The organism is Mycobacterium mantenii (assembly GCF_010731775.1).
Taxonomy (GTDB): domain Bacteria; phylum Actinomycetota; class Actinomycetes; order Mycobacteriales; family Mycobacteriaceae; genus Mycobacterium; species Mycobacterium mantenii.
The window spans coordinates 585,095-608,619 of record NZ_AP022590.1 but is presented as its reverse complement, the minus strand read 5'-3'; the positions used below and the strand labels follow the sequence as shown (position 1 = coordinate 608,619).

Annotated in this window: 26 protein-coding genes; 7 read left to right on the top strand and 19 right to left on the bottom strand. The window is 69.3% G+C overall.

Translation table 11 applies throughout. The annotated features are described in order from the left end of the window. Window positions 1-12: 12 nt before the first annotated feature. The 5 genes from G6N50_RS03150 to G6N50_RS03130 form a co-directional block, all read right to left on the bottom strand. Window positions 13-318, bottom strand: coding sequence for a hypothetical protein (locus G6N50_RS03150; RefSeq protein ID WP_083094791.1), 306 nt, complete (start codon window positions 316-318; stop codon window positions 13-15). Between the two features lie 391 nt (window positions 319-709). Further along, window positions 710-1,105, bottom strand: coding sequence for a hypothetical protein (locus G6N50_RS03145; RefSeq protein ID WP_142275519.1), 396 nt, complete (start codon window positions 1,103-1,105; stop codon window positions 710-712). Between the two features lie 102 nt (window positions 1,106-1,207). Beyond that, window positions 1,208-1,498, bottom strand: a complete 291-nt coding sequence (locus G6N50_RS03140) for a hypothetical protein (RefSeq protein WP_083094793.1) — start codon at window positions 1,496-1,498, stop codon at window positions 1,208-1,210. A gap of 140 nt (window positions 1,499-1,638) precedes the next feature. Then, entirely contained in the window at window positions 1,639-2,547 is a 909-nt protein-coding gene (locus tag G6N50_RS03135; RefSeq protein WP_083094794.1) for a tyrosine-type recombinase/integrase, read from the bottom strand. A gap of 57 nt (window positions 2,548-2,604) precedes the next feature. Continuing rightward, entirely contained in the window at window positions 2,605-3,213 is a 609-nt protein-coding gene (locus tag G6N50_RS03130) for a riboflavin synthase (protein WP_083094795.1), read from the bottom strand. A 118-nt stretch (window positions 3,214-3,331) separates the two neighbouring features. On the opposite strand from G6N50_RS03130, the gene G6N50_RS03125 reads away from it, so the two are divergent. Continuing rightward, complete coding sequence (locus G6N50_RS03125) at window positions 3,332-4,039, top strand: LppX_LprAFG lipoprotein (protein WP_083094796.1); 708 nt, start codon at window positions 3,332-3,334, stop codon at window positions 4,037-4,039. Continuing rightward, complete coding sequence (locus G6N50_RS03120) at window positions 4,036-5,616, top strand: MFS transporter (protein WP_083094797.1); 1,581 nt, start codon at window positions 4,036-4,038, stop codon at window positions 5,614-5,616. Before G6N50_RS03125 ends, G6N50_RS03120 begins: the two co-directional genes overlap by 4 nt. Here the strand turns inward: G6N50_RS03120 and ribD are convergent. The 4 genes from ribD to fmt all read right to left on the bottom strand — a co-directional run bounded on the left by ribD (window position 5,613) and on the right by fmt (window position 9,791). Then, complete coding sequence (gene ribD / locus G6N50_RS03115; RefSeq protein WP_083094798.1) at window positions 5,613-6,638, bottom strand: bifunctional diaminohydroxyphosphoribosylaminopyrimidine deaminase/5-amino-6-(5-phosphoribosylamino)uracil reductase RibD; 1,026 nt, start codon at window positions 6,636-6,638, stop codon at window positions 5,613-5,615. The genes G6N50_RS03120 and ribD overlap by 4 nt on opposite strands. Further along, window positions 6,635-7,333: a ribulose-phosphate 3-epimerase gene (gene rpe / locus G6N50_RS03110; RefSeq protein WP_083094799.1), complete on the bottom strand. Its 699-nt coding sequence runs from the start codon at window positions 7,331-7,333 to the stop codon at window positions 6,635-6,637. The genes ribD and rpe overlap by 4 nt, the downstream gene beginning before the upstream one ends. A 50-nt stretch (window positions 7,334-7,383) precedes the next feature. After that, window positions 7,384-8,733, bottom strand: coding sequence for an RsmB/NOP family class I SAM-dependent RNA methyltransferase (locus G6N50_RS03105; RefSeq protein WP_142275525.1), 1,350 nt, complete (start codon window positions 8,731-8,733; stop codon window positions 7,384-7,386). Window positions 8,734-8,843: 110 nt separating this feature from the next. Further along, entirely contained in the window at window positions 8,844-9,791 is a 948-nt protein-coding gene (gene fmt, locus G6N50_RS03100) for a methionyl-tRNA formyltransferase (protein WP_083094801.1), read from the bottom strand. Window positions 9,792-9,977: 186 nt separating this feature from the next. Between fmt and G6N50_RS03095 the strand changes: the two genes are divergently transcribed. Then, window positions 9,978-10,805, top strand: coding sequence for a class I SAM-dependent methyltransferase (locus tag G6N50_RS03095; protein ID WP_083094802.1), 828 nt, complete (start codon window positions 9,978-9,980; stop codon window positions 10,803-10,805). Here G6N50_RS03095 and G6N50_RS29680 read toward each other — a convergent pair. The 4 genes from G6N50_RS29680 to G6N50_RS03070 all read right to left on the bottom strand — a co-directional run bounded on the left by G6N50_RS29680 (window position 10,802) and on the right by G6N50_RS03070 (window position 14,623). Then, complete coding sequence (locus G6N50_RS29680) at window positions 10,802-11,074, bottom strand: 2-isopropylmalate synthase (RefSeq protein WP_269473844.1); 273 nt, start codon at window positions 11,072-11,074, stop codon at window positions 10,802-10,804. The two genes, G6N50_RS03095 and G6N50_RS29680, sit on opposite strands and share 4 nt — an antisense overlap. Window positions 11,075-11,134: 60 nt before the next feature. Continuing rightward, window positions 11,135-11,620, bottom strand: coding sequence for a MarR family winged helix-turn-helix transcriptional regulator (locus tag G6N50_RS03080; RefSeq protein WP_083094804.1), 486 nt, complete (start codon window positions 11,618-11,620; stop codon window positions 11,135-11,137). A 128-nt stretch (window positions 11,621-11,748) separates the two neighbouring features. After that, a complete protein-coding gene (locus G6N50_RS03075) occupies window positions 11,749-13,761 on the bottom strand; it encodes a primosomal protein N' (protein WP_179970088.1) in 2,013 nt (670 codons plus the stop codon). Between the two features lie 79 nt (window positions 13,762-13,840). Continuing rightward, window positions 13,841-14,623, bottom strand: a complete 783-nt coding sequence (locus G6N50_RS03070) for a lysoplasmalogenase (RefSeq protein ID WP_083094805.1) — start codon at window positions 14,621-14,623, stop codon at window positions 13,841-13,843. Between G6N50_RS03070 and G6N50_RS03065 the strand changes: the two genes are divergently transcribed. The 3 genes from G6N50_RS03065 to G6N50_RS03055 are packed head-to-tail and all read left to right on the top strand — an operon-like array spanning window position 14,622 to window position 18,088. Then, a complete protein-coding gene (locus tag G6N50_RS03065) occupies window positions 14,622-15,596 on the top strand; it encodes an alpha/beta hydrolase (protein WP_083094806.1) in 975 nt (324 codons plus the stop codon). The genes G6N50_RS03070 and G6N50_RS03065 overlap by 2 nt on opposite strands. A gap of 22 nt (window positions 15,597-15,618) precedes the next feature. Continuing rightward, a complete protein-coding gene (locus G6N50_RS03060) occupies window positions 15,619-16,581 on the top strand; it encodes an alpha/beta hydrolase (protein WP_083094807.1) in 963 nt (320 codons plus the stop codon). A 10-nt stretch (window positions 16,582-16,591) separates the two neighbouring features. Next, complete coding sequence (locus G6N50_RS03055; RefSeq protein WP_083094808.1) at window positions 16,592-18,088, top strand: flavin-containing monooxygenase; 1,497 nt, start codon at window positions 16,592-16,594, stop codon at window positions 18,086-18,088. A gap of 13 nt (window positions 18,089-18,101) precedes the next feature. On the opposite strand, the gene metK is transcribed toward G6N50_RS03055, so the two are convergent. The 6 genes from metK to G6N50_RS03025 form a co-directional block, all read right to left on the bottom strand. Then, the gene (gene metK / locus G6N50_RS03050; protein ID WP_083094809.1) at window positions 18,102-19,313 is read right to left on the bottom strand and encodes a methionine adenosyltransferase; all 1,212 of its coding nucleotides are present in this window, start codon (window positions 19,311-19,313) and stop codon (window positions 18,102-18,104) included. A 97-nt stretch (window positions 19,314-19,410) separates the two neighbouring features. Beyond that, a complete protein-coding gene (coaBC, locus tag G6N50_RS03045) occupies window positions 19,411-20,673 on the bottom strand; it encodes a bifunctional phosphopantothenoylcysteine decarboxylase/phosphopantothenate--cysteine ligase CoaBC (protein ID WP_083094810.1) in 1,263 nt (420 codons plus the stop codon). Window positions 20,674-20,694: 21 nt separating this feature from the next. Further along, entirely contained in the window at window positions 20,695-21,021 is a 327-nt protein-coding gene (rpoZ, locus tag G6N50_RS03040) for a DNA-directed RNA polymerase subunit omega (protein ID WP_083094811.1), read from the bottom strand. Between the two features lie 66 nt (window positions 21,022-21,087). Then, window positions 21,088-21,759, bottom strand: coding sequence for a guanylate kinase (gmk, locus tag G6N50_RS03035; protein ID WP_142275520.1), 672 nt, complete (start codon window positions 21,757-21,759; stop codon window positions 21,088-21,090). 88 nt (window positions 21,760-21,847) lie between these two features. Beyond that, entirely contained in the window at window positions 21,848-22,162 is a 315-nt protein-coding gene (gene mihF, locus G6N50_RS03030) for an integration host factor, actinobacterial type (protein ID WP_007171927.1), read from the bottom strand. Window positions 22,163-22,682: 520 nt separating this feature from the next. Beyond that, the gene (locus tag G6N50_RS03025; RefSeq protein ID WP_158086060.1) at window positions 22,683-22,841 is read right to left on the bottom strand and encodes a hypothetical protein; all 159 of its coding nucleotides are present in this window, start codon (window positions 22,839-22,841) and stop codon (window positions 22,683-22,685) included. Between the two features lie 261 nt (window positions 22,842-23,102). Between G6N50_RS03025 and G6N50_RS03020 the strand changes: the two genes are divergently transcribed. Further along, window positions 23,103-23,525, top strand: a complete 423-nt coding sequence (locus tag G6N50_RS03020) for a TOBE domain-containing protein (protein ID WP_067827907.1) — start codon at window positions 23,103-23,105, stop codon at window positions 23,523-23,525.

Genomic DNA, 23,525 nt, shown 5'->3' with positions numbered 1-23,525 from the left:
CGATAGGCATGTCTACTCCTTGGTGATTTGTTGGTGTCGCAGCGCGAGAACTTGTTCGTCGCTGAGGGTTTCCAGGCGCCGACCCTCAGGCGGCCGGCGCGAAGGAATATCTCTGCGGGTGGTGGCAGCGTGAGCGTCGATGATCGCGAACACCGTCGCCTTGTCGTCGTGATCCCACGGCACCGCGCCTGCATACACATGCGCTTCGGCTTCGGCGCGGGAGTGATGCCACGACACGCGCGTCCTGCCGCGAGGAGGCCATAGCAGCAGCGCCCAGGCCGGTTCTCGCGGCAGCGTCGGCCGTTGCTTGTCGGTCATCGCACACGCCTTAGTGACGTACCCGACCGCTGGACCACTGTTGGCACCAAGGAGTGCGTTCCAGCGTGGTTTACGTGGCAAGGAAATGAGCGAAGCGAGGCTTCCGCGGCAGGCTTCGGTTTGAGTTGGTTGGTTGTGGTGGCTGCCTCGCCACCGCGGGCGCGCGTTTAAACCTTCACGCGCCTTCGCTGCGCGAACGCGCTCCGAAAAAGGAAATGTCAGTGTGGTTTTTAAGGCAACGGTGAGGTGTGCGGCAGGGCGGTTAGGTGACGTACTAGTACCTCCCCTGGGGAGTAGGCGCCACGTTGTTCGGTCAAGGAAATTCTGACCAGTGGTTATCCTCGAAACTCCCCTGGGAGTTGGGCAGACCTTGTAAAACAAGCCTCGGGTTTCACGCGCCCGACTCCCCCGTATAACTCTCCTGGGGAGTTTCGGCCGACTCCCCTGGGGAGTTTCGGCGCTTCGCCTGTTTGCGTTCCCACTTTTCGCGTTCGCGTTTACGTTGGTAGCGCATGTGATCGGCTGTGTTGTTCCGTCTGATCCACACGAAGTACCAGCAGTGGTGGCCGGCTTCCCAGATGCCTTGCTCCACCAACTTGTTGGCTTCGCGGATGGAACCCCAGCCCCTCACGACCCACTCGGGGACTTCCCACTCCGGTGGTATCTTCGCCTCAGGCTGATTGTGTACCTGCGCAATACACCACGACCCGGCCCGCACATACAAACCGAGGCTGGCGGTGCCGAAGCGCGGGTCGTTGTGCTCCTCATCACCGACGAGCCAGAACATGACCACCACCTCCGCAGTGCAGTAGTGGAAAACCTTGCGGGGCAGCGGTATCGTTACGAGTGTCGAGTTCGTCGCGATGCCGGCCCCTAGCGGCCGGCATCGTCATTTCGGTTGACCACCCATTGCCTTGCGCTGCTTGGCCTCCCGCGCCTTGATCGACAACCGTTTGTAGTAGGCGAGGCGCGCGTTCTCGGCGCGTTTGCGTTCCGTCGTCGTCAGGTTGTCGGGGTCGAGTCCTAACTTTTTGGCGTGCCACGCCACCTCGGACGGTGAGTTGGCGTGGGCCTTGGCTAGACGCGCCTGCCGGTCAACAGTGTTGGCCCAAGAGGTGTGCCCGCCGATGCTGCCGTATTCGACCAGCCGGGCACGGGTTTCTGGACTGTAGTAGGACACGATGGAGCTGCTCTCCCTGTGCAGCGCCCAGGTCGGCGTGGGCGGCGCGCTCCAATCGCGGTCAACACTACAGCGGAAATCCTTCGGTGTCGGAATCGAATCCGGGTGTGTCGCAACCGATTAAAGGCCAGTCGGGTGGCCTATAAGTCGCCGAGCTGCAGTTTGCGGGCCTCGGCCTGTGCCCGTTCCGCCGCGGTGTGGCGGGCATAGCGGTCCACCATTTCGCGGGTGGACCAGCCCGCCGCGCTCATTAAACCGCCTTCAGAACCGCCGGACTCCAACCACCGCGACGCCCACGAGTGCCGCATCCGGTGCAAATGAAATCCTTCGATGCCGGCCTGCTTTGCCCGCGCCAGCAGCGCCACCCGTAACCCGTGGTAGCCGAGGCCCTGATCGCCGCCGCCGAGGAACAGCGGCGCGGTGTGCGCCAGCCGATGGGTGCGGCGGGCACGCAGGTATCGGTCGAGCGCGGCGGCCGTCTGCGGCCCTATCGTCACGACACGGCCTTTACCACCCTTACCGCGGTGCACCGTGACCAGACCGCGCTCTAGGTTCACGTCGGCCGTCGTCAGGCCAAGACATTCACCGGCCCGCAGCCCGGTCTCGGCCAGCAGCCGCACCACCGCCTCGTCGCGGCGCCCCAGAAAATCCTTGCCGCCGCACGCCTTGAGCAGCAGCCGGATCTCGTCGGCGGTCAACCCGTCGATCACTTTGGTGTCCAGCTTGGGCGGTCTGATCCCCAGCAGCGGGTCGCTGTCGAGCTCGGCTCCCTGCTCAGGGTCAGCCAGCCACGCGGAGAACTGCCGCACTGCCTGCAGGCGGACGCGGGCCGTGTTGGGCTCCGCGCCGTTGGCCAGCAGCTCGGCAACCCACATCGACAGCAACGTCTTGTCCAGTTCCGGCGTGTGCCCGTTGTTCTCGCACCACTCTCTGAACAGCCGAACACCGCGCATGTACGAGTCGATGGTGGCCGGCGATTTATGCGCGGCCTGCATCGCCAGCTTCCACGACGGCAACAGCGAAAAAAGGTTAGACGTGCTCGGCTCCATGGCCGATATGTTAACCGCTGCCCACTGTAGGGTGGGTTATTTCGAACTTTAGGCCTGTCACCTGCCGTTATGTGACATCAGCCGCTCAACATATTTCGCGATCACGTCGACTTCGAGGTTCACCTGCGTCCCGACCGGAGCGCGGCCCAGGGTGGTCAACTCCCGGGTGGTGGGAATCAACGAAACTTCGAACCAGTCCCCCGGGTCGCTGCCCAGCGCGGACACGGTCAGCGAAATGCCGTCGACGGTGATCGATCCCTTCTCCACGACGTAGCGGGCCACCGCGGCGGGCAGTTCGATCCGCACCACTTCCCAGTGTTCCGACGGCGTCCGGGCCACGATGTGCCCCGTCCCGTCGACGTGCCCCTGCACGATGTGCCCGCCCAGCCGGCTGTTGACGGCCGCGGCACGCTCCAGGTTGACCCGGCTGCCGACCTGCAATTCGCCCAAGTTGGACCGGTTAAGCGACTCGGCCATCACGTCGGCGGTGAATTGACCGCCGGGCAACAGTTCGGCGACGGTCAGGCACACGCCGTTGACGGCGATGGAATCGCCGTGGCCCGCATCGGCCGTCACGACGGCGCCGCGGATGGTCAGCCGCGCCGCGTCGGAAAGGACGTCGCGAGCCGTCACCTCGCCGAGTTCCTCGACAATTCCGGTAAACATCCCCCCAGGCTAATTGGCCCTCGCTCAGGCTGATGAGCAGGGCAAACGCCCGCACCTCGTCGACACTGGCACCCCACGTTCACCAGGGCAGTCACCGGCACCCTCTACGATGCAGTGTATGCAGACCCGCCGCCGTCTATCGGCCGTCATCGCATCCCTGACCCTCGCCACCGCCTTGATCGCCGGCTGTTCGTCGGGCTCGAAGCAGAGCAGCGCGCCGCTTCCCGACGGCACGACCTTGGTCAAGCAGTCGGCCGACGCCACCAAGAATGTGAAGAGCGCGCACATCGCGCTGAGCATTCAGGGCAAGATCCCCGGGCTGCCCATCAAGACGCTGACGGGTGACCTCACCACGGCGCCGGCCACCGCCGCATCGGGCAACGCCTTGATCACCCTGGGCGGGTCCGACATCGACGCCCAGTTCGTGGTGCTCGACGGGACCCTGTACGCCACCCTCACCCCGAACAAGTGGAGTGACTTCGGCAAGGCCTCCGACGTCTACGACGTCTCGGTGCTGCTGAACCCCGACAGCGGGCTGGCCAACGCGCTGGCGAACTTCAGCAATGCCAAGGCCGAGGGCCGCGACACCATCAACGGGCAGAGCACCATCCGCATCAGCGGAAACGTGTCGGCGGACGCGGTGAACAAGATCGTGCCGCAGTTCAACGCGACGCAGCCGGTGCCCAGCACGGTGTGGGTCCAGGAGACCGGTGACCACAAGCTGGTCCAGGCCAACCTGCAGAAGAGCTCGGGCAACTCCGCCCAGATCACCCTGTCCAACTGGGGCGAGCAGGTTCAGGTAACCAAGCCCCCGGTGAGCCAGTGACCGCGGACACCGCAGCCCAGGCCGGGCACCAGGCCGGACGCCGCGTAGCGATCAGCGCGGGCAGCCTGGCGGTCTTGCTGGGCGCCCTGGACGCCTATGTCGTCGTGACGATCATGCGCGACATCATGACCGACGTTCACATCCCGATTAACCAGCTGCAGCGCATCACCTGGATCATCACGATGTACCTGCTGGGCTACATCGCCGCGATGCCGTTGCTGGGCCGCGCCTCCGACCGGTTCGGCCGCAAGCTGGTGCTGCAGGTCAGCCTGGCGCTGTTCATCGTCGGCTCGGTGGTCACCGCGCTGGCCGGCCACTGGGGCGATTTCCACATGCTGATCGGCGGCCGCACCATCCAGGGCGTGGCCAGCGGCGCGCTGTTGCCGGTCACCCTCGCCCTCGGTGCCGATCTGTGGTCGCAGCGCAACCGCGCCGGCGTGCTCGGCGGCATCGGGGCCGCCCAGGAGCTCGGTAGCGTGCTGGGCCCGCTGTACGGAATCTTCATCGTCTTCTTGTTCCATGACTGGCGCTACGTGTTCTGGATCAACGTCCCGCTGACCCTGATCGCCATGGTGATGATCCAGTTCAGCCTGCCCTCGCACGAGCGGGTGGAGGAGCCCGAGAAGGTCGACCTGGTCGGCGGTGTGCTGCTGGCGGTCGCCCTGGGCCTGGCCGTCATCGGCCTCTACAACCCGGAACCCGACGGCAAGCAGATCCTGCCCAGCTACGGGTTGCCGCTGGTCATCGGCGCGGTCGTGGTCGCGGTGATGTTCCTGCTCTGGGAGCGCTTCGCGCGCACCCGGCTGATCGAACCGGCGGGCGTGCACTTCCGCCCGTTCCTCGCCGCGCTGGGCGCCTCGCTGTTCGCGGGTGCCGCGCTGATGGTGACGTTGGTCGACGTCGAGCTGTTCGGCCAGGGCGTGCTCGGACAGTCCCAGACGCAGGCCGCCGGGCTGTTGCTGTGGTTCTTGATCGCGTTGCCGATCGGGGCGGTGCTCGGCGGCTGGATCGCCACCCGGGTCGGTGACCGGGTGATGACCTTCGTCGGGCTGCTCATCGCGGCGTACGGGTACTGGCTGATCCACTACTGGCGCCAAGACGTGATGAGCCAGAAGCACGACATCTTAGGGGTGTTCAGCGTGCCCGTGCTGCACGCCGACCTGTTGGTGGCCGGTGTGGGCCTGGGCCTGGTGATCGGGCCGCTGACTTCCGCCGCGCTGCGTGTGGTGCCGTCCGCCCAACACGGCATCGCCTCGGCGGCCGTGGTGGTGGCCCGGATGACGGGCATGCTGATCGGTGTGGCCGCCCTCAGCGCGTGGGGCCTGTATCGGTTCAACCAGATCGTGGCGGGCCTGACGGCCGCGATCCCGGCCAACGCCACCCTGTTGGAGCGCATCGCCGCCCAGGGCACGATGTACCTCAAGGCCTTCGCCATGATGTACGGCGACATCTTCGAGGCCACCGTCGGCATCTGCGTTCTCGGAGCGCTGCTGGGTCTGTTGATCGGCGGCCGCAAAGAGCACGCCGAGGAGCCGGAAGTCGCTGAGCCGCAAGCGGTTTCGTTGGGTGAGCGCTAGCCGCTGCGCGGCACCAGGCTGAGCACCAGGTCGGGTCCGACCCGGTCGATTCCGTCGAACTGCCAGCGCAGCGCCCGCGCGATCGTCGACACCCCCACGTCGTCGACCGCGGTGACGGGGCCGCCCAGCAGGGTAGGCGCGACGTAGGCCAGAATCCGGTTGACCACCCCGGCGCGCAGGAAGGCCCCCGCCAGCGTCGGTCCCCCCTCCAGCAGCACGTCGGTGCGATCCGACACGGCCCTGAGCACCTCCATGGGGTCGTGCGTGCGGATCAGCATGGTCCGCGAATCGTCGTTGAGCACCTTTGCCTCTGAAGGTATTTCACGCATCCCGACGACCACCCGCAGCGGTTGCCGGTCGGCCAGCGAGCCGTCGGGCAGTCGCGCGGTCAGCGCCGGATCGTCGGCCAGCACGGTGCCGGTTCCCACCACGATCACTTCGGCGGCCGCGCGGCGGCGATGCAGATCCAGCCTCGAGGCCTCGCTGGAAATCCATCGGCTGGAGCCGTCTGCGGCCGCGCTGCGGCCGTCGACGCTGCTGGCGTATTTCCACGTCAGATGTGGCAGCCCGGTCCGTTGCTTGTGCAGCCACTCCCGCAGCGGGCCACCGGTCACCTCGTCGGCCAGCACACCCGAGCGCACCGCGACGCCCTCTTGCTCGAGCCGGGCCGCCCCGCCGGCGGCCTCCGGGTTGGGGTCGGCGACGGCGTACACCACGGTGCCGACCTTCGCGTCCAGCAGGGCGTTCACACACGGCGGGGTTTTGCCGTAGTGATTGCACGGCTCGAGCGTGACCACGGCGGTGCCACCGGCCGCCAAATCGCCGGCCCGCCGCAGGGCCAGGATCTCGGCGTGATCGCCGCCGGCGGGTTCGGTGGCGCCGACGCCGACCACCTCGCCGCGGGCATCCAGGATGACCGCCCCCACCGGCGGATTCGGATAAGTGGTCCCCTTGACCTGGTTGGACTGGTCGATCGCCAAGCGCATCGCGGAGTCGAGGCGCTCGCCCGGCGGAACCGTCATCGCCGCAGGTGCAGGGATGCGCCGACGGCCTGTCGGCGCAGCGCTTCTATCGCGGTCTCCGGGTTGTCGGCGCCGTACACGGCCGACCCGGCGACGAAGCAATCGACGCCGGCCTCGGCGGCCTGCTCGATGGTGTCCGCGTTGATGCCGCCGTCGATTTCGACGAGGATCGTCAACTCCCCCGCCTCGATGAGCTTGCGCGCGGTGCGCACCTTGCTGAGGACCTCGGGGATGAAGCTCTGGCCACCGAAGCCGGGCTCCACCGACATGATGAGCAGGGTGTCGAACTGCGGCAGGATTTCCAGGTAGGGCTCCAGCGGGGTCCCCGGCTTCACGCTGAGGCCCGCTTTCGCGCCGGCGGCGCGGATGTCGCGGGCCACGCCGGTCGGATTCTGGGTGGCCTCTGCGTGGAAGGTGACGTTGTACGCCCCCGCTTCGGCGTAGGGAGGCGCCCAGCGGTCGGGGTCCTCGATCATCAGATGGCAGTCCATCGGGATGGTGGTGGCGGCCAGCAGGCTCTCCACCACGGGCAGCCCTAAGGTCAGATTCGGCACGAAGTGGTTGTCCATCACATCGACGTGCAGCCAGTCGGCGCCGGTCACGGCGGCGGCTTCGTCGGCGAGCCGGGAGAAGTCGGCGGAAAGGATCGACGGCGCGATCAGAGGCCCCTTCAACGGTTCCGTATTGCGAGGCATGAGCGCCAGACTACTGAGCCGCGCCGCCCGCTTCACCTCCGGCGCGCCCGCTATTCCGCCTCGCGGCGCAGCGCGGCCGCGAACATCGCGTCGGTGCCGTGCCGGTGCGGCCAAAGCTGGACGTACGGCCCGTCCCCCAGGTCGGCGGCGGGCTCGAACAGCGGCCGGGTGTCCAGCGCGCTCACCGGGTGGCGGCGCAGCGCGTCGGCGACGACGCCGACGGTCTCGGCCAGGTGCGGCGAACAGGTGGCGTAGAGCACCACGCCGCCCGGCCGGGTCAATGCGATCGCGGCGCCCAGCAACTCACGTTGCAGCTTGGTGAGCGTGGGCACGTCGGCGGGTTGACGCCGCCATCGGGCCTCCGGCCGACGGCGCAGCGCCCCCAGCCCGGTGCAGGGCGCGTCGACGAGCACCCGGTCGAAGGTGGGCTCCAGCTCGGTGTGCCGCCCGTCGACCCGCAGCACGTCGACCGGCAGGCCGCGAGTGTTCTCGGCCACCAGATCGGCGCGGCGCGGCGCCGGCTCCACCGCGGTGAGCCGGAATCCGGACTTCGAGTGCTGCTGCGCTCCCAGGGCTGCCAGCAGCGCCGTCTTCCCGCCCGGGCCGGCACACAGGTCCAGCCACCGCCCGCCGTCGCCGTCGACCGGCGCCAGCGTCAGCGCCCGGGCCACCAGCTGGCTGCCCTCGTCCTGGACCAGCGCGACGCCGTCGCGCACCGGCGCCAGCCGCCCGGGATCGCCGCCCGCCAGGTACACCGCGTACGGCGAATACCGGCCGACCGTGCCGCCCACCGCCTCGGCCAGTTCGGCGGCGGTCAGCGCGCCGGGGCGGGCGGCCAGATGCACCTGAGGTCGTTCGTCGTCGCTGGCCAGTACCGCGTCGAGCTCGGTCGCGGCGGCGCCCAACGCATCGGCGAACGCCTGGGCGATCCACCGGGGGTGTGCATGCGCGAACGCGGCGTGCCCGATCGGATCCTGCGCCGGGTTCGGGGCCAACTCCCGCACCCAGGACTGCTCGTCGCGCCCGGAGATGGTGCGCAGCACGCCGTTGACGAAACCCGCTCGCGCCGAGTCGAATTCGATACCGGCCTGCTCGACGGTGGTGGACACCGCGGCGTGCGCGTCGACCCGGGTGCGCAACAGCTGATACGCGCCGAGGCGCAGCAGGTCGAGCAACACCGGGTCGATGGCTTGCGGCGAGCGCCCCGCGGCCGCGCCGATGACGGCGTCGAGCAGGCCCCGGGTGCGGCAGGTGCCGTAGGTCAACTCGGTGGCGAATGCCGCGTCGCGACCGGTGATTCCGCGCTCGCGCAGCAGGGCGGGCAACGCCAGGTTCGCATAGGCGTCGCGCTCGCTGACCGCCCGAAGTACGTCGAATGCGGCGGCGCGGGCCGGGTCCAGCGGCCGGCGCGGCGGCCGGCGGTCCCGTTGTGGCGGCCTGCGGTCGCGCTGCTGCGGGCGCGGCGGCTTGCGCTCCGGCCGGCCGCGCTGCGGCCTGTCGCGGCCGGTGCTCACGTCGCCCGCACCGCGGGGTCAAGCCGGGCGCCGCGCGCCCAGTCGACGGCGTTCATGAATTTCTTTCCGGGCGGCTGGATTTGGCCCAGCCGCACCGGATCGGAACCCGTACCGACCCAGACGCTTTTGCGGTCGATGTGAATAGTGCCGGGCGACAACGGTTCTGGCGGTCCAGGCAGTGCGGAGGTCTCGACGGCCTGCACCGGCCCCAGTTTGATGCGCAGGTCGCCGATCAAGGTCCAGGCGCCGGGGTTGGGCGTGACCGCGCGAATGCGGCGATCCACCACCGGCGCCGGCAGGTCCCAGCGCACCCGGGCCTGCTCCACGGTGATCTTGGGCGCGACGCTGACCCCGTCGGCGGGTTGCGGCACCGGCGTCAGCGTCGCGTCGGCGATGCCGTCCAGCGTGGTCGACAACAGCGCCGCACCCGAAACAGCAAGTCGCTCAAGTAATTCCCCGGCGGTATCGGTCGGCCGGATCGTCTCGGTCACCACTCCGTAGATCGGGCCCGAGTCCAGGCTCGGCTCGATCCGGAATGTCGAGGCGCCGGTGATGCTGTCGCCCGCCGCGATGGCCGCCTGCACCGGGGCGGCGCCGCGCCAGGCGGGCAGCAGCGAGAAGTGCAGGTTGATCCACCCGTGCGGGGGCACGCCCAGCAGGCCGTCGCGCAACAGCGCGCCGTAGGCCACGACCGCGCAGCAGTCCGGCGCCAACGCCGACAGCTCCGCGACGAATTCGTCCGAGTTCGGCCGCGCCGGCCGCAACACCGGGATGCCGCGGTCGAGCGCCTCGCGGGCCACCGGCGACGGCTCCGGCTTGCCGCGGCGTCCGACGGCCGCGTCGGGCCGGGTCAGCACGGCGATCACCTCGTGACGCGGTGAGTCGATGAGGCGGCGCAGTGCGGGCAGCGCAGGTTCGGGGGTTCCGGCGAAGACAAGGCGCACCGGCCCAGTCTAGAAAGCGGCGGACGCAGGCCCGACCCGCCCGAGTCGCCGTAATGTGCGTGCGTACACTGTTGCTTATGGTTACTATTTCTGGGAGTAACTTTTTAGCGGTGTGAACGTACCGCCGATTCGTGTCGACAACGAGGTCGAAAGCCAACCCCTTCGCCTTCCCCCAAGGAGGTCCAAATGACCCTCGACACCACCATCAGCGACGCTTCGGTGGCCGCAACGCATCGCACGGTATGGGCGCTGGGCGACTACGCCCTGATGGCCGAGGAGGTCATGGCGCCGCTCGGCCCCGCCCTGGTCAAAGCCACCGGCATCGGGCCCGGCGTGCGCGTTCTCGACGTCGCCGCCGGCTCGGGCAACATCTCGCTTCCGGCGGCCGCCACCGGCGCCACCGTCGTCTCCACCGACCTCACCCCGGAGTTGCTGCAGCGGTCGCGGGCCAGGGCCGAGGCGCAGGGCCTGACGATCGATTACCGCGAGGCCAACGCGCATGCGCTGCCGTTCGGCGATGGCGAGTTCGACGTCGTCATGTCCGCGATCGGCGTGCAGTTCGCCCCGGATCAGCAGCGCGCCGCCGCCGAACTGGTCCGGGTCTGCCGCCCGGGCGGCACGATCGGCGTGATCAGCTGGACCCCCGAAGGGTTCTTCGGCCGGATGCTCGCCACCATCCGGCCCTACCGGCCGAGCCTGTCGCACCCCGTGCCGCCGGCGGCCCTCTGGGGACGCCCGGGCTATGTCGCCGCGCTGCTCGGTGACCACATCGCCGACTTCACCGCCACGCGAGGCATATTGGCGGTCAACCGGTTCGACAGCGCCCAGGCGGTGCACGCGTACTTCAAGCAGCACTACGGCCCGACGATCGAGGCGTATTCGAACATCGGCCACAACCGCGTGCTGGCCGCCGAGCTCGACGCCCAACTCGTCGAGCTGGCCGAGGACCACCTCGTCAACGGCACCATGGGCTGGGAGTACCTGCTGGTGACCGCCGCAAAGCGGGCCGACTAGCTCTGATGGTGGCGACCCGCTTCGCCCGGCTCCACCGCGCTCGCGATCGCCACGCTCTGATGGTGGCGACCCGCTTCGCCCGGCTCCACCGCGCTCGCGATCGCCACGCTCTGATGGTGGCGACCCGCTTCGCCCGGCTCCACCGCGCTCGCGATCGCCACGCTCTGATGGTGGCGACCCGCTTCGCCCGGCTCCACCGCGCTCGCGATCGCCACGCTCTGATGGTGGCGACCCGCTTCGCCCGGCTCCACCGCGCTCGCGATCGCCACGCTCTGATGGTGGCGACCCGCTTCGCCCGGCTCCACCGCGCTCGCGATCGCCACAGCCGGCTACAGGTCGATCTCGGCGTCCAGGTGGACGTCGGGCTCCCCGCCGGCAGCGGTGAAGGCCGTCAGGGCCCGCACCAGCCCGTGCCGCTCCGGCGGTGGCATCTTCGCCACGATGGCCGCGATCTCGGCGCGCCGGTGCGAGGTGACCTGGCGGACGACGTCGCGGCCGCGCGTGGTCAGCGCGGCGAGCAGCTCACGGCGCGAGGTCGGGTGCGGCAAGCGGTCGATCAGCCCGGCGGCGACCAATCGGTCCACCATCCGGCCGGTGGCCGACGGCTGCACACCCAGCAGGCCCGCCAGCGTGGCCAGGTTGACCGGACCGCGATTGGACAGGATCACCAGCGTCCGGAACTGCGCGATGGTGATGGTCTCGTCGACCTGCCCGACGGAGCGCGCCGAAATGGCCATAAGCAAACGGGAGGCCGTCAGCAAAGCATCGGTGATGACGTCCAAGGACTCGTCAACGGCGGTGTTGTCCGCTGCCATATCGCCCCTTTTCGGATGGTTTCCGGCCTCTCGGCGGCTAAGGATTAGAAAGTGTAGCAACCTTCTAATGTCGTAAGGAGAGATTATTGCATGCACATATTGTCGCCTAGGGTAACGGTTCGTGAAGGTTACCCGATGTGCAGCGGGTCGATCTGCACCCGGGCCGGCTCGTGGGTTTGCCGGGCGCTGAGCACACCGACGCCACGGCGCAGCGCCGCCGCCAGCGCCAGGCCCTGCTGACGCGGCACGCGCACCAGCATTCTCGTCACCGGGGCGCCGGCCGGGGTTCCGGCCGGGCGGCGCACGCCAGGCGGAAGGTCAACCGGCCCAAGCAGATCGGCCTGCAGGGCCTCCTGATCGGACAGCCGGGCCTCGTCGAGCAGGGCGGCCACGGCGCCGGCGGTCCCGTCGATGGCCGCCATGTGGACGCTGGGCGGCAGACCGACCTCGGCTCGCGCCGACACCTCGGCCTCCGCGTGGCCCACCGGATCCCAGCGGATCAGCGATTGCACCGTGGGAAGCGACGACTCGGCGACCACCATCACCACGCCGCCATCGCCGCGGGCACGCACCAGCGCGGCGGCGCTCATCCAGCGCCACAACGCATCCTCGGCCGCGCGCAGGTCTTGCCGGCCCAGCAGCGCCCATGTGTCCAACAGCAGGGCCGCCCCATAACCGCCGCAGGCCTGCGGCTCGGCGCCCGGGGTGGCCACCACCAGGGCCGGACCCGCCGCCACCTCGGGCACGACGCCGTCCCCCGACGACGTGATCACCGCCGTACCGGGAAACGCGCGGCCGAGTTCTTCGGCGGTGCGGCTGGCCCCGACGACGACGGCGCGCACCGCGTCCGACCCGCAGCGCGCGCACCGCCGCATCGCGTCGGCGCGACCGCACCAGCGGCAGAGCAGTGCCGCGCCCCCCTCCTGCAGCGACAGCGGCCCCGTGCAGTGCCGGCAACGGGCGATGGTGCGGCAGCGCGCGCAGGCCAGCGCCGGGACGTACCCCCGCCGCGGCACCTGCACCAGCACCGGCGCCGCGGCCTGCAGCGCCGAGCGGGCGGCGCGCAGCGCGATAGACGGAATGCGTGCCGTGCGCGCCGCCGGGTCGCGCTCGTCGGCGTAGCCGGTGTCGTCGAGGGCGATCACCCGCGGCGTGCGGGCGCGCACCACCGGCCGCGCCGCGACGATGTCGTTCGCCCAGCCGCTGCGCACCAGCGCGTGGGCTTCGGCGGTGCGCGCGTAGCCGCCGATCAGCGCCGCGCACCGGGCCTGATGCGCGCGCAGCATCGCCACCTCGCGGGCGTGCGGGTACGGCGCCCGCGGCTCGGCCAAGCTGTCGTCGGCGTCGGCCCACACCATGACCAGCCCCAGGTCGCTCAGCGGCGCGAACACCGCGCTGCGGGTACCGATCACCAACCGCGCGGAGCCGCGCAGCGCGGCCAGCCACCGCCGGTACCGGGCCGCCGGCCCCAGGCCGGCCGACAGGGCCACCACGGCGGCCTCGTCGATCCTGGTCGTCGCGGTGTGCCACAGCGCGTCCAGGTCGCGCTGATCGGGAACGATCACCAGCACCGAGCGGCCGGTCCGCACGGTTTGCGCTGCGGCGTCGGTGAACCGGTCCGTCCACGACTCGCCCGGCAGCGCCTGCCAGACGGCCCGGGCCGCCCGCGATTCGGCCAGGGCGGTCAGGAACTGAGCGCCGCGGCCGTACGCGTCCCAGCCCGAGGGGTCGACGGGACCCGGGATCGCAAGGTCGCGGCCGGCCGGGGCTTCCCGCTCCACCCTGGCGTGCCGGGCCGGCACGGCCAGCCGCAGCACGTCGGGGCGGGTGCCGGCGTAGTGCGCCGCGACCGCATCGACCAGCCGGCGGATTTCCGGGGTGAGCACCGGTTCGGCCGAGATGACGCGGTCCAGCCAGCCCAGCTTCCCGGGGTGGTCGGTGTCGTTGCGGCGCTCCAGCACAAACCCGTCGACCAGCCGGCCGTGGAAGCGCACCCGCACACGCACCCCGGGCTGGGCGTCGTCGGACTGCTCGGCCGACACCAGATAGTCGAACTCGCGGTCCAGATGCGGCACCGATAGCATCGGCAGCACCCGAGCGATGGGTTCCACCTCGACGGGCGTGCGCGGGCTGGGGCTCACCGCGCCCCCGGACCGCGAATCATGTTGCTATCCAATGCATTTACCGTCCGGTGTGCAGCGTACCGGGCACAAGCGACAATCAGCTCTCGGCGGGCGCCGGGGCGTCCCCGGCGGCCGCCCCGGTGTGCTGGGCGGGCACCTCGCGGCCGAAGAAGAAGCCGGCCGTGATCAGGATCTGGGCCGCCGCGTAGGACCACCAGATCGGCACGGCCAGCGCCTCGTTACCCAGGATGAAGCGCCCGATGGCGATCATCGAGTCTGAGGCCGCGAAGGACACCGCACCCATCGCCGTCCAGATCGTCGGCAGTTTCGCCAGCAGGGCGGTGCACACCATCGCGGTCAGCACCACGATGTAAACCGTCACCGGCAGCGTCAGCTTGTCCGCGCCCAGGTGAGGCCAGAACCAGACCAGCAGCGCGATCGACACCGCACACATCAGGATCACCGCGGCGATGCGCATCGTCGACGGCCGCGCATCCTTGGTGTTCCCCGAAAACGCCGGTACCAGCGGAAGCAGTGCGGCCACGAAACAGAAGTGCGCCAACAGGAATGCCGCCAGGCCCACCACGAAAGAAAGCGTCCACCACGGGATCGCCAGCACCCAGTCGCCGACGGCCGACAGCAGCAACGCCGGCATCAGCCACCGCCGCTCGCGGACGTTTGCGTGGCCCGCCGCGGCCAGCGTCAGCAGCAACGCCATCGAGGCTTTGAACGCCGGCTGCAACACCCAGTGCCCGGTCAGCTCCACTCCCGGCGGCGAGCGCAGCGCCAACACGGTCAGGTAGATGCCGTAGCCGAGGGCCACCCAGCCGGCCACCACCCAGGCGCCGGCCATCAGACGAGGTGCGTACGGTACGTCCATGCCCAGCTTGGATAACACAGCCGACGAGAAACCCGCTATCGACCCCATTCTGCAGAAGGTACTGGATGCGGTTCCCTTCCGGCTATCCACTGAGGACGGAGTCGACGCGGCGCGGCAGCGGTTCCGCGACCTGCCGCGCCGGCCGGTGCATCCCGAACTGCGGGTCGAGGAGCGCACGATCCCCGGCCCCGCCGGCTCCATCGCGGTCCGGATCTATTGGCCACCAGCGCATTCCGACGGCCATCCGGAGGGCGCCGCGGCGCCGGTCGTGCTGTATTTCCACGGTGGCGGCTTCGTCATCGGCGACCTCGACACCCACGACGGCACGGCCCGTCAGCACGCGGTCGGCGCCGACGCGATCGTGGTGTCCGTCGATTACCGGCTGGCCCCCGAGCACCCCTACCCCGCCGCCGTCGAAGACGCTTGGGCCGCAACGCTTTGGGTCGTCGAGAACGCCGCCGAGTTGCACGGCGACCCGGGCCGGATCGCGGTCGCCGGGGATTCGGCCGGCGGCACCATCTCCGCCGCGGTGGCGCAGCGGGCGCGGGACAACGCCGGTCCGCCGATCGTGTTCCAGCTGTTGTGGTATCCGTCGACCATGTGGGACGCATCGCTGCCGTCGTTCACCGAGAACGCCACAGCGCCCATCCTCGACGTCAAGGCCGTCGCGGAGTTCTCCCGTTGGTACGCGGGCGAAGTCGACATGTCCGATCCGCCGTCGGACATGGCCCCGGGGCGGGCGACGGACCTGAGCAACCTGGCGCCGGCCTACATCGCCGTCGCCGGGTACGACCCGCTGCGCGACGACGGCATCCGGTATGGCGAATTGCTGGCGGCCGCCGGCGTCGCCGCCCGGGTGCACAACGCCGAGACGCTGGTGCACGGCTACCTGGGGTATGCGGGTGTGGTGCCCGCGGCCACCGCGGCGCTCGAGGGCGGACTGACGGCATTGCGAACCGCCCTGCACCGGTGACCCCGCAGCGTACGTTTAACACATGAGCGAGCCGACCATCGCCCGCCCGGGGATCGATCCGACGTTCAAGGCGCTGCTCGACGTCTTTCCGATGACGTTCCGCGAGGCCGACGGCGTCGAGGTCGCGCGCTCGCGGCTCCGGCTGCTCAAGGTGCCGCCGAAGATGCTGCCGGAGCTGCGGATCGAGGACCGCACGGTCGCCCACGGCGAACGGACCGACATCCCGGTGCGCATCTACTGGCCCGACAGCGAGCTCGCCCCGCTGCCCGTGGTCGTCTTCTACCACGGCGGCGGGTTCTGCCTGGGCGACCTGGACACCCACGACCCGGTCGCCCGCGCGCACGCCGTGGGCGCCGAGGCCATCGTGGTGTCGGTCGGTTACCGGCTGGCCCCCGAGCATCCGTTCCCAGCGGCGGTGGACGACTGCTGGGCGGCGTTGCAATGGGTCGCCGAGAACGCGGCCGAGCTCGGCGGCGACCCCGGCAACATCGCCGTGGCCGGTGACTCGGCGGGCGGCAATCTCGCCGCGGTGACGGCGCTGTTGGCCCGCGAGAACGACGGGCCCGCACTGCGCTTCCAGTTGCTGTGGTACCCGACGGTCACCGCGGATCTGTCCCTGCCGTCCTACACCGACAACGCCGCGGCGCCGATTCTGAACCGTGAAGTGATCGACGCCTTTCTGTCCTGGTACGTCCCCGACCTCGACATCACCGACCCGACCGCGCTGCCCACCACCATGGCTCCGGCAAACGCCGCGGACCTGTCCGGGCTGGCGCCGGCCTACATCGGGACCGCCGAACACGATCCGCTGCGCGATGACGGGGCCCGTTACGCCGAGCTGCTGGCCGCCGCGGGCGTGCCGGTCGAGCTGAGCAACGAGCCCACCCTGGTGCACGGGTACGTCAGTTTCGCCCTGGCGATACCCGCCGCCGCCGAGGCCGCCGAGCGCGGCCTGGCGGCGCTCAACAAGGCGCTGCACCCCTAGGCAGGCAACGATGGTCCCCCACGAAGACGAAACCCCCGACTATCACACGCTTATCATCGGCGCCGGATTCTCCGGCATCGGCGCGGCCATCAACCTGGACCGGGCCGGGCTGCCCGACTACCGGGTGATCGAAGCCGGCGACGGGGTCGGCGGCACCTGGCACTGGAACACGTATCCCGGTATCGCCGTGGACATTCCGTCATTCTCCTACCAGTTCTCCTTCGAGCAGAGCCGGCACTGGTCGCGCACCTACGCGCCGGGCCGCGAGCTCAAGGCCTATGCCGAACACTGTGCCGACAAATACGGCATCCGGTCCCGGATCCGGTTCAACACCAAGGTGCAGAGCGCCGAGTTCGACGACGAGCACGGCCTGTGGCGGTTGCAGACCGACCCCGGCGGAGAAGTCACCGCCAGGTTTGTGATCAGCGCCTGCGGCGTATTGACGGTGCCGAACCTGCCCGACATCGACGGCGTGGACTCGTTCGGCGGCATCACCATGCACACCGCGCGGTGGGATCACAGCCAGGATTTGCGCGGCAAGCGCGTCGCGGTGATCGGCACCGGCGCCTCGGCCGTGCAGGTGATTCCCGAAATCGCGCCGATCGTCAACCAGCTCACCGTATTTCAGCGCACACCAATCTGGTGTTTCCCGAAGTTCGACGTTCCGTTGCCCGCGGCCGCACGCTGGGCGATGCGAATCCCCGGCGGCAAGTTCCTGCAGCGCCTGCTCAGCCAGGCCTACGTGGAACTCACCTTCCCCATCTCGGCGCACTATTTCACGGTCATCCCGCTGGCCAAGAGGATGGCCTCGCTGGGGAAATCCTATCTGCGGCAACAGGTTCAGGATCCGGCCGTGCGCGAGCAGCTGACCCCGAAGTACGCGGTGGGTTGCAAACGCCCCGGTTTCCACAACGGCTACCTCGCCACGTTCAACCGCGACAACGTGCGGCTGGTCACCGAACCGATCGACAAGATCACGCCCGACGCGGTGGCCACCACCGACGGCGAGAACCACGAGATCGACGTACTGATCCTGGCGACCGGCTTCAAGGTGATGGACCCCGACAACGTGCCCACGTTCGCGGTGACCGGAAGCGGCGGAAAGTCGTTGAGCCGATTCTGGGATGAGCACCGGCTGCAGGCCTACGAAGGCGTGACCGTGCCGGGCTTTCCCAACCTCTTCACCGTGTTCGGTCCGTACGGTTACGTCGGCTCTTCATATTTCGCGCTCATCGAGGCGCAGACCCATCACATCGTGCGGTGCCTCAAACGCGCCGAGCGCGTCGGCGCGACCCGCGTCGAGGTGAGCGAGGAAGCCAACGATCGCTACTTCGCCGAGATGATGCGCCGACGGCACCGGCAGATCTTCTGGCAGGACAGCTGCCGGCTGGCCAACAGCTACTACTTCGACAAGAACGGCGACGTGCCGCTGCGTCCGGGCACCACCCCGGAGGTGTACTGGCGCAGCCGCCGGTTCGATCTGGACGACTACCGGTTCACCGGCTAGCGCCCGACGGGCCCTAGATCGCGCGCTTGAGGTCGTCGACCTTGTTGAGCTGCTCCCAGGGCAGTTCGATGTCGGTGCGGCCGAAGTGCCCGTAGGCGGCGGTCTGCGCGTAGATCGGGCGCAGCAGGTCCAGGTCGCGGATGATCGCGCCGGGCCGCAAATCGAACACCTCCGGGACGATCTTCTCGATCTTGACCGGGTCGACCGTCGCGGTGCCGAACGTCTCGATGAACAGCCCGACCGGGGCGGCCTTGCCGATGGCGTAGGCCACCTGCACTTCGACCCGCTCCGCCAGCCCGGCGGCGACGATGTTCTTGGCCACCCAGCGCATTGCGTAGGCCGCCGACCGGTCCACCTTGGACGGATCCTTTCCGGAGAAGGCGCCGCCGCCGTGCCGCGCCCAGCCGCCGTAGGTGTCGACGATGATCTTGCGGCCGGTCAAACCGGCGTCGCCCATCGGGCCGCCGAGGACGAACTTGCCGGTCGGGTTGACCAGCACCCGCGTCGCCGACGAGTCCAGGGTGTCGTGCGCCAGCTCGTCGAGCACGGTCTTGAGCACGTGCTGGCGGATGTCGGGATCCAGCGTCTTTTCCAGGTCGATGCCGTCGGCGTGCTGGGTGGAGACCACCACGGTGTCCAGCCGGACGGGCACGTCGTCCTCGTACTCGATGGTGACCTGCGTCTTGCCGTCCGGCCGCAGGTAGGGCAGCGTGCCGTTCTTGCGGACCTCGGTCAGCTTCCGCGACAGCCGGTGCGCCAGCGCGATCGGCAGCGGCATCCGCTCGGGGGTGTCGTTGATCGCGTAGCCGAACATCAGGCCCTGGTCGCCGGCGCCCTGCAGGTCCAGCGGGTCGGCGGCGCCCTCGACACGCGTCTCGTGTGCGGTGTCCACGCCCTGGGCGATGTCGGGCGACTGACGGCCGATGCCGATGTTCACGCCGCAGGTCTCGCCGTCGAACCCTTTCTCGGACGAGTCGTAGCCGATCTCGAGGATGCGCTCGCGAACCGTGTTGGTGATGTCGGCGAACGCCTCTTTGGCCGTCGTCGTCACCTCACCCACCACATGCACCTGTCCGGTGGTGACCAGCGTCTCGACCGCGACACGTGAGCGGGGGTCCTGCGCCAGCAGGGCGTCGAGGACCGAGTCGCTGATCGCGTCACAGATCTTGTCGGGATGTCCCTCAGTCACCGACTCACTGGTAAACAGGCGACCCTTTTCGCTCACAATCTCTACCCTTCCAAATAGTTAGTTAACCGAATTATATCGGTTGGTATCGGGCCGGCCAGCACCTGGCCTGGCGCCACAGGAAAACCGAACCGTATTACGCGCCGCCGTGCAGGAATGCGGCGATCGCATCCACGATACGACTGGCCATCAATGTCTTGGAGCCGTGCTGCAGCGCCGACTCGGTACCGTCGGCCGCCAGCAGCCAGCCGTCGTTGTTGTCCACCTCGAAGGCCCGGCCGTCGCCCACCGCGTTGACGACCAACAGGTCGCAGCCCTTGTTGCGCAGCTTCGCCCGGGCGTGAAACAGCACGTCCCCGTTGTCATCCCCGGTCTCGGCGGCGAATCCCACGATGGCGCGCAGGTTCGGCAGCTCGCCGTGGGCGCGCGCACGCACCGCACCGGCCAGCACGTCGTCGTTGCGGACCAGCTCGATCGTGGGCAGTCCCTCTTGGTCATTGGGGCCCTTTTTGATCTTGGCGGCCGCGACCCGGGCGGGCCGGAAGTCGGCGACCGCGGCGGCCATCACCAGCACGTCCGCCTCGGATGCGTGCTTGGCCACGGCGTCGCCCAGTTGCTCGGCCGAGCTGACGTGGACCACCTCGACGCCGGCCGGGTCGATCAGCCCGGCGGTATGCCCGGCGATCAGAGTGACCTCGGCGCCGCGCTGGGCGGCCACCCGGGCCACCGCATAGCCCTGCTTGCCGGAGCTGCGGTTGCCGATGAAGCGCACCGGGTCGACCGGTTCACGGGTGCCCCCGGCGGTGACCAGCACCCGGCAACCGGCGAGGTCGTAGGGAAGCGCGTCGTGGCGCTCCAGCAGCAGGTGGGCCAGGGTGGTGATCTCCTCGGCTTCGGGCAGCCGGCCCGATCCGCTGTCCGTGCCGGTGAGGCGCCCGGCGGCGGGCTCGAGCACTATCGCTCCGCGGCGGCGCAGCGTGGCCACGTTGTCCACGGTGGCCGGGTGCAACCACATCTCGGTGTGCATCGCCGGCGCGAACAGCACCGGACATCGCGCGGTGAGCAGGGTGGCGGTCAGCAGGTCGTCGGCGCGGCCGTGTACCGCCCGGGCCAGCAGGTCCGCCGTCGCCGGCGCCACCACGACCAGGTCGGCCTCCTTACCGAGCTGGACGTGCGGAACCTCCGGCACGTCGTCGAAGACGCCGGTGCGCACGGGCTGGCCGGAGAGCGCCTCGAACGTAGCGGCCCCGACGAAGCGCAGCGCGGACTCGGTGGGGATGACGCGGACGGAATGGCCGGCCTCGGCGAGCTGACGAACGACGGTGCACGCCTTGTAGGCGGCGATACCGCCGGAGACGCCGACGATGACCCTTTTCGCGGCCCGATTACGGTCCTCCACAGCGCGCCCGGCCCGGCCCGGTTACTCGCCCTCGGTGTGCTCGAGCAGGTCGCTGTGGATCTCGCGCATCGCGATCGACAGCGGCTTTTCCTGCAGCCCCGGCTCGACCAGCGGACCCACGTATTCGAGGATGCCCTCGCCGAGTTGGTTGTAGTAGTCGTTGATTTGACGGGCCCGCTTGGCGGCATAGATCACCAGGGCGTACTTGCTCGAGACGCGGTCCAGCAGCTCGTCGATGGGCGGGTTGGTGATGCCCAGCGGGGTGTCGTAGGCGGCCGGTCCCCCGGCGGACGGGTCGAACCGGTCGGGGACGGCGGCCAAGGCCGCGTCGGACTGCGGAATACTCACGTAGGTCAATCTCCTGGCGGATTGGAGCGGCTGGTCACCACTGAAAAAAATGGTGAAATTCGGTGTTCAATCTTGCTGGGATGTGGTCCGGTTTCTGGTCTGGCCAGACGGGTCGTGCCGGCCCGGCGCTTTTCCCACCAGCAAGGATACCAATTCGGAGCACGCCGACTCCAATTGACTGTTCACGACCACCCGGTCGAAGTCATTTTGGGCCGCCATTTCGACGCGTGCGGTCTCCAGACGCCGCTCCATGGCCTCCGGGGTTTCGGTGCCGCGCCCGATGAGCCTGGCCTTGAGGTCCTCCCAGCTGGGCGGCGCCAGAAAGACCGCCAAGGCCTCGGGCATCGCCCTCTTGACCGCCCTGGCCCCGGCCAGGTCAACCTCGATCAGCACGGGGAGTCCGCGGGCTGTGGCGGCCCGGACCGGCTCGGCCAGGGTGCCCGATCGGTGCAGCCCCGCGTGAATTTCGGCCCACTCCAGCAGCGCGCCCTCGTCGATGAGCTGCTGGAAGCGGGCGGGGCTGACGAAGTGGTAATCGACGCCGTCGACCTCGCCGGGCCGCGGCGCCCGCGTCGTGGCCGACACGCTGAAATGCAGGTTCGGGACCCGCTCGCGCAGGCACCGGACCACGGTTGACTTGCCGACCGCGGAGGGACCGGACAGCACAACCACACGTCCGGGACCTGACGGTTCAGGACGTGTGCCGTGCTGGACGTCCGGTCCCCCGCCGGCGCTCACAGGCGCTCCTGGGCCGGTGCGCCCACGGCTTGGGTCCGCTCGCCCGCCTTCTCCTCAGGCCGTTCGGCCTGCATCGTCGGCGGTCGGGTTAGGAGCCGAACTTTTCCAGCAGGGCTTTGCGCTGACGATCGCCGAGGCCGCGCAGACGGCGGGTGGGGGCGATCTCCAACTCAGTCATGATTTCCTGCGCCTTGACCTTGCCCACCTTGGGCAACGCCTCGAGAAGCGCGGAAACCTTCATCTTGCCCAGGACTTCGTCGGTCTCGGCGTCCTTGAGCACCTGGGTGAGGTTGGTGCCGCCACGCTTCAGGCGGTCCTTGAGCTCTGCTCGCGCTCGACGTGCGGCAGCAGCCTTCTCCAACGCGGCCGCGCGCTGCTCGTCGGTCAACTGGGGAAGGGCCACGATTCCTCCGTATCTGATCAATCAATTTCAATCGATCTCATTTTGTCTCGCCGGTACTTCTGCCAGCGGAGACGACCGTACTCAGGCCTTCTGACGAAATCTAACCCGACCCCCTGCTTCAGGGGGCAAACTCCCAGCATGGACCGGAGTGTGGCCGGCCGAAGCGGCGCTTCACGCGGCGTCGACGGCGGCCGCGTTCGGCGCGGGCCGGCCGCCGCCACCGGCTCGGTTTCGACGCGTAACTGAGCCATCTACCTGCGGCTTTAGCGTTCGATGGCGGTGGAGGGCGGCGCGGCCGGCCAGCCCGGAAGCTCGTCGCCGGGCCGCCGTCACGCTCGGTGTGAGGGATCACGGATTTGTTGCGGCGTGTCGCGCGTGTCGCGTCGCCGGTCAAACGCCAGGCCATCGCCGCCGTTCGGCCCGACGCACCGGTCTCATGGGCGCCGGGGGTCTTCCGGGCCCGGTATTCAGGCGCCCCGGACCGTGACCACCTGTGCCGCCGAGTCGCCGTCCGCGGCGCTCAGGCGCCGCCCCAGGTCACGATCGACCAGCAACCGACGACCCGCCGCCCCATCCCGGCCGATCCGTCGGCGGCGGCGCCGGCCCGACCGGCGTCGGAGTCCCGGTCGGCGGCGGGGCGTTCGAGCCGGCGCCGCGACCGAACCACGTTCGACGTCACCAGACTCCACTCTCCCCAGCCCACCCTGCGGTTTCACCAACCTTCAAGGGCCGCAGCGTCGTTGACCGCCGGGGGGTGCGCCGCCGCGCCGGACGCGCGCGAGTGATCGCGGGCGCCCGCCTCCGCGGCATCCGGGAGAAATAAGACTCGGTTTCCGCACCCGCGGACTAATCCCAGTTTTGTTTCCGTAGGTGCGGGATGAAGGCGGCGCCCGGTCCCATTTCAGCTAATCGGCACCCCGAAATCCGATACGATCGAGCGGTGTCCAACCTGCGAATTCGCCAGGCGGCTGAGCTGCTCGGCGTCAGCGACGACACCGTGCGGCGCTGGATCAACCAGGGCACATTGGCGGTCAGCCATGACGCCGCCGGCCGCAAGGTGATCGCCAGCGAGGACCTCGCCCACTTCTCCCGCACGAATGCGCCCGCCCCGCCGGCGGACCCGCTCAGCATCGGCAGCTCGGCCCGCAACCGCTTCGTCGGGCTGGTCACGTCGGTGGTCAGCGACAAGGTGATGACCCAGGTGGAGATGCAGTGCGGTCCGTTCACCGTCGTGTCGCTGATGAGCACCGAGGCCGCCGAGGAATTGCATTTGCGTCCGGGAAGCGTCGCGGTGGCCGTCGTCAAGGCCACGACCGTCATCGTCGAAACCGCGCGGCCCAGCACGGCAGTGGCGTCGGACTAG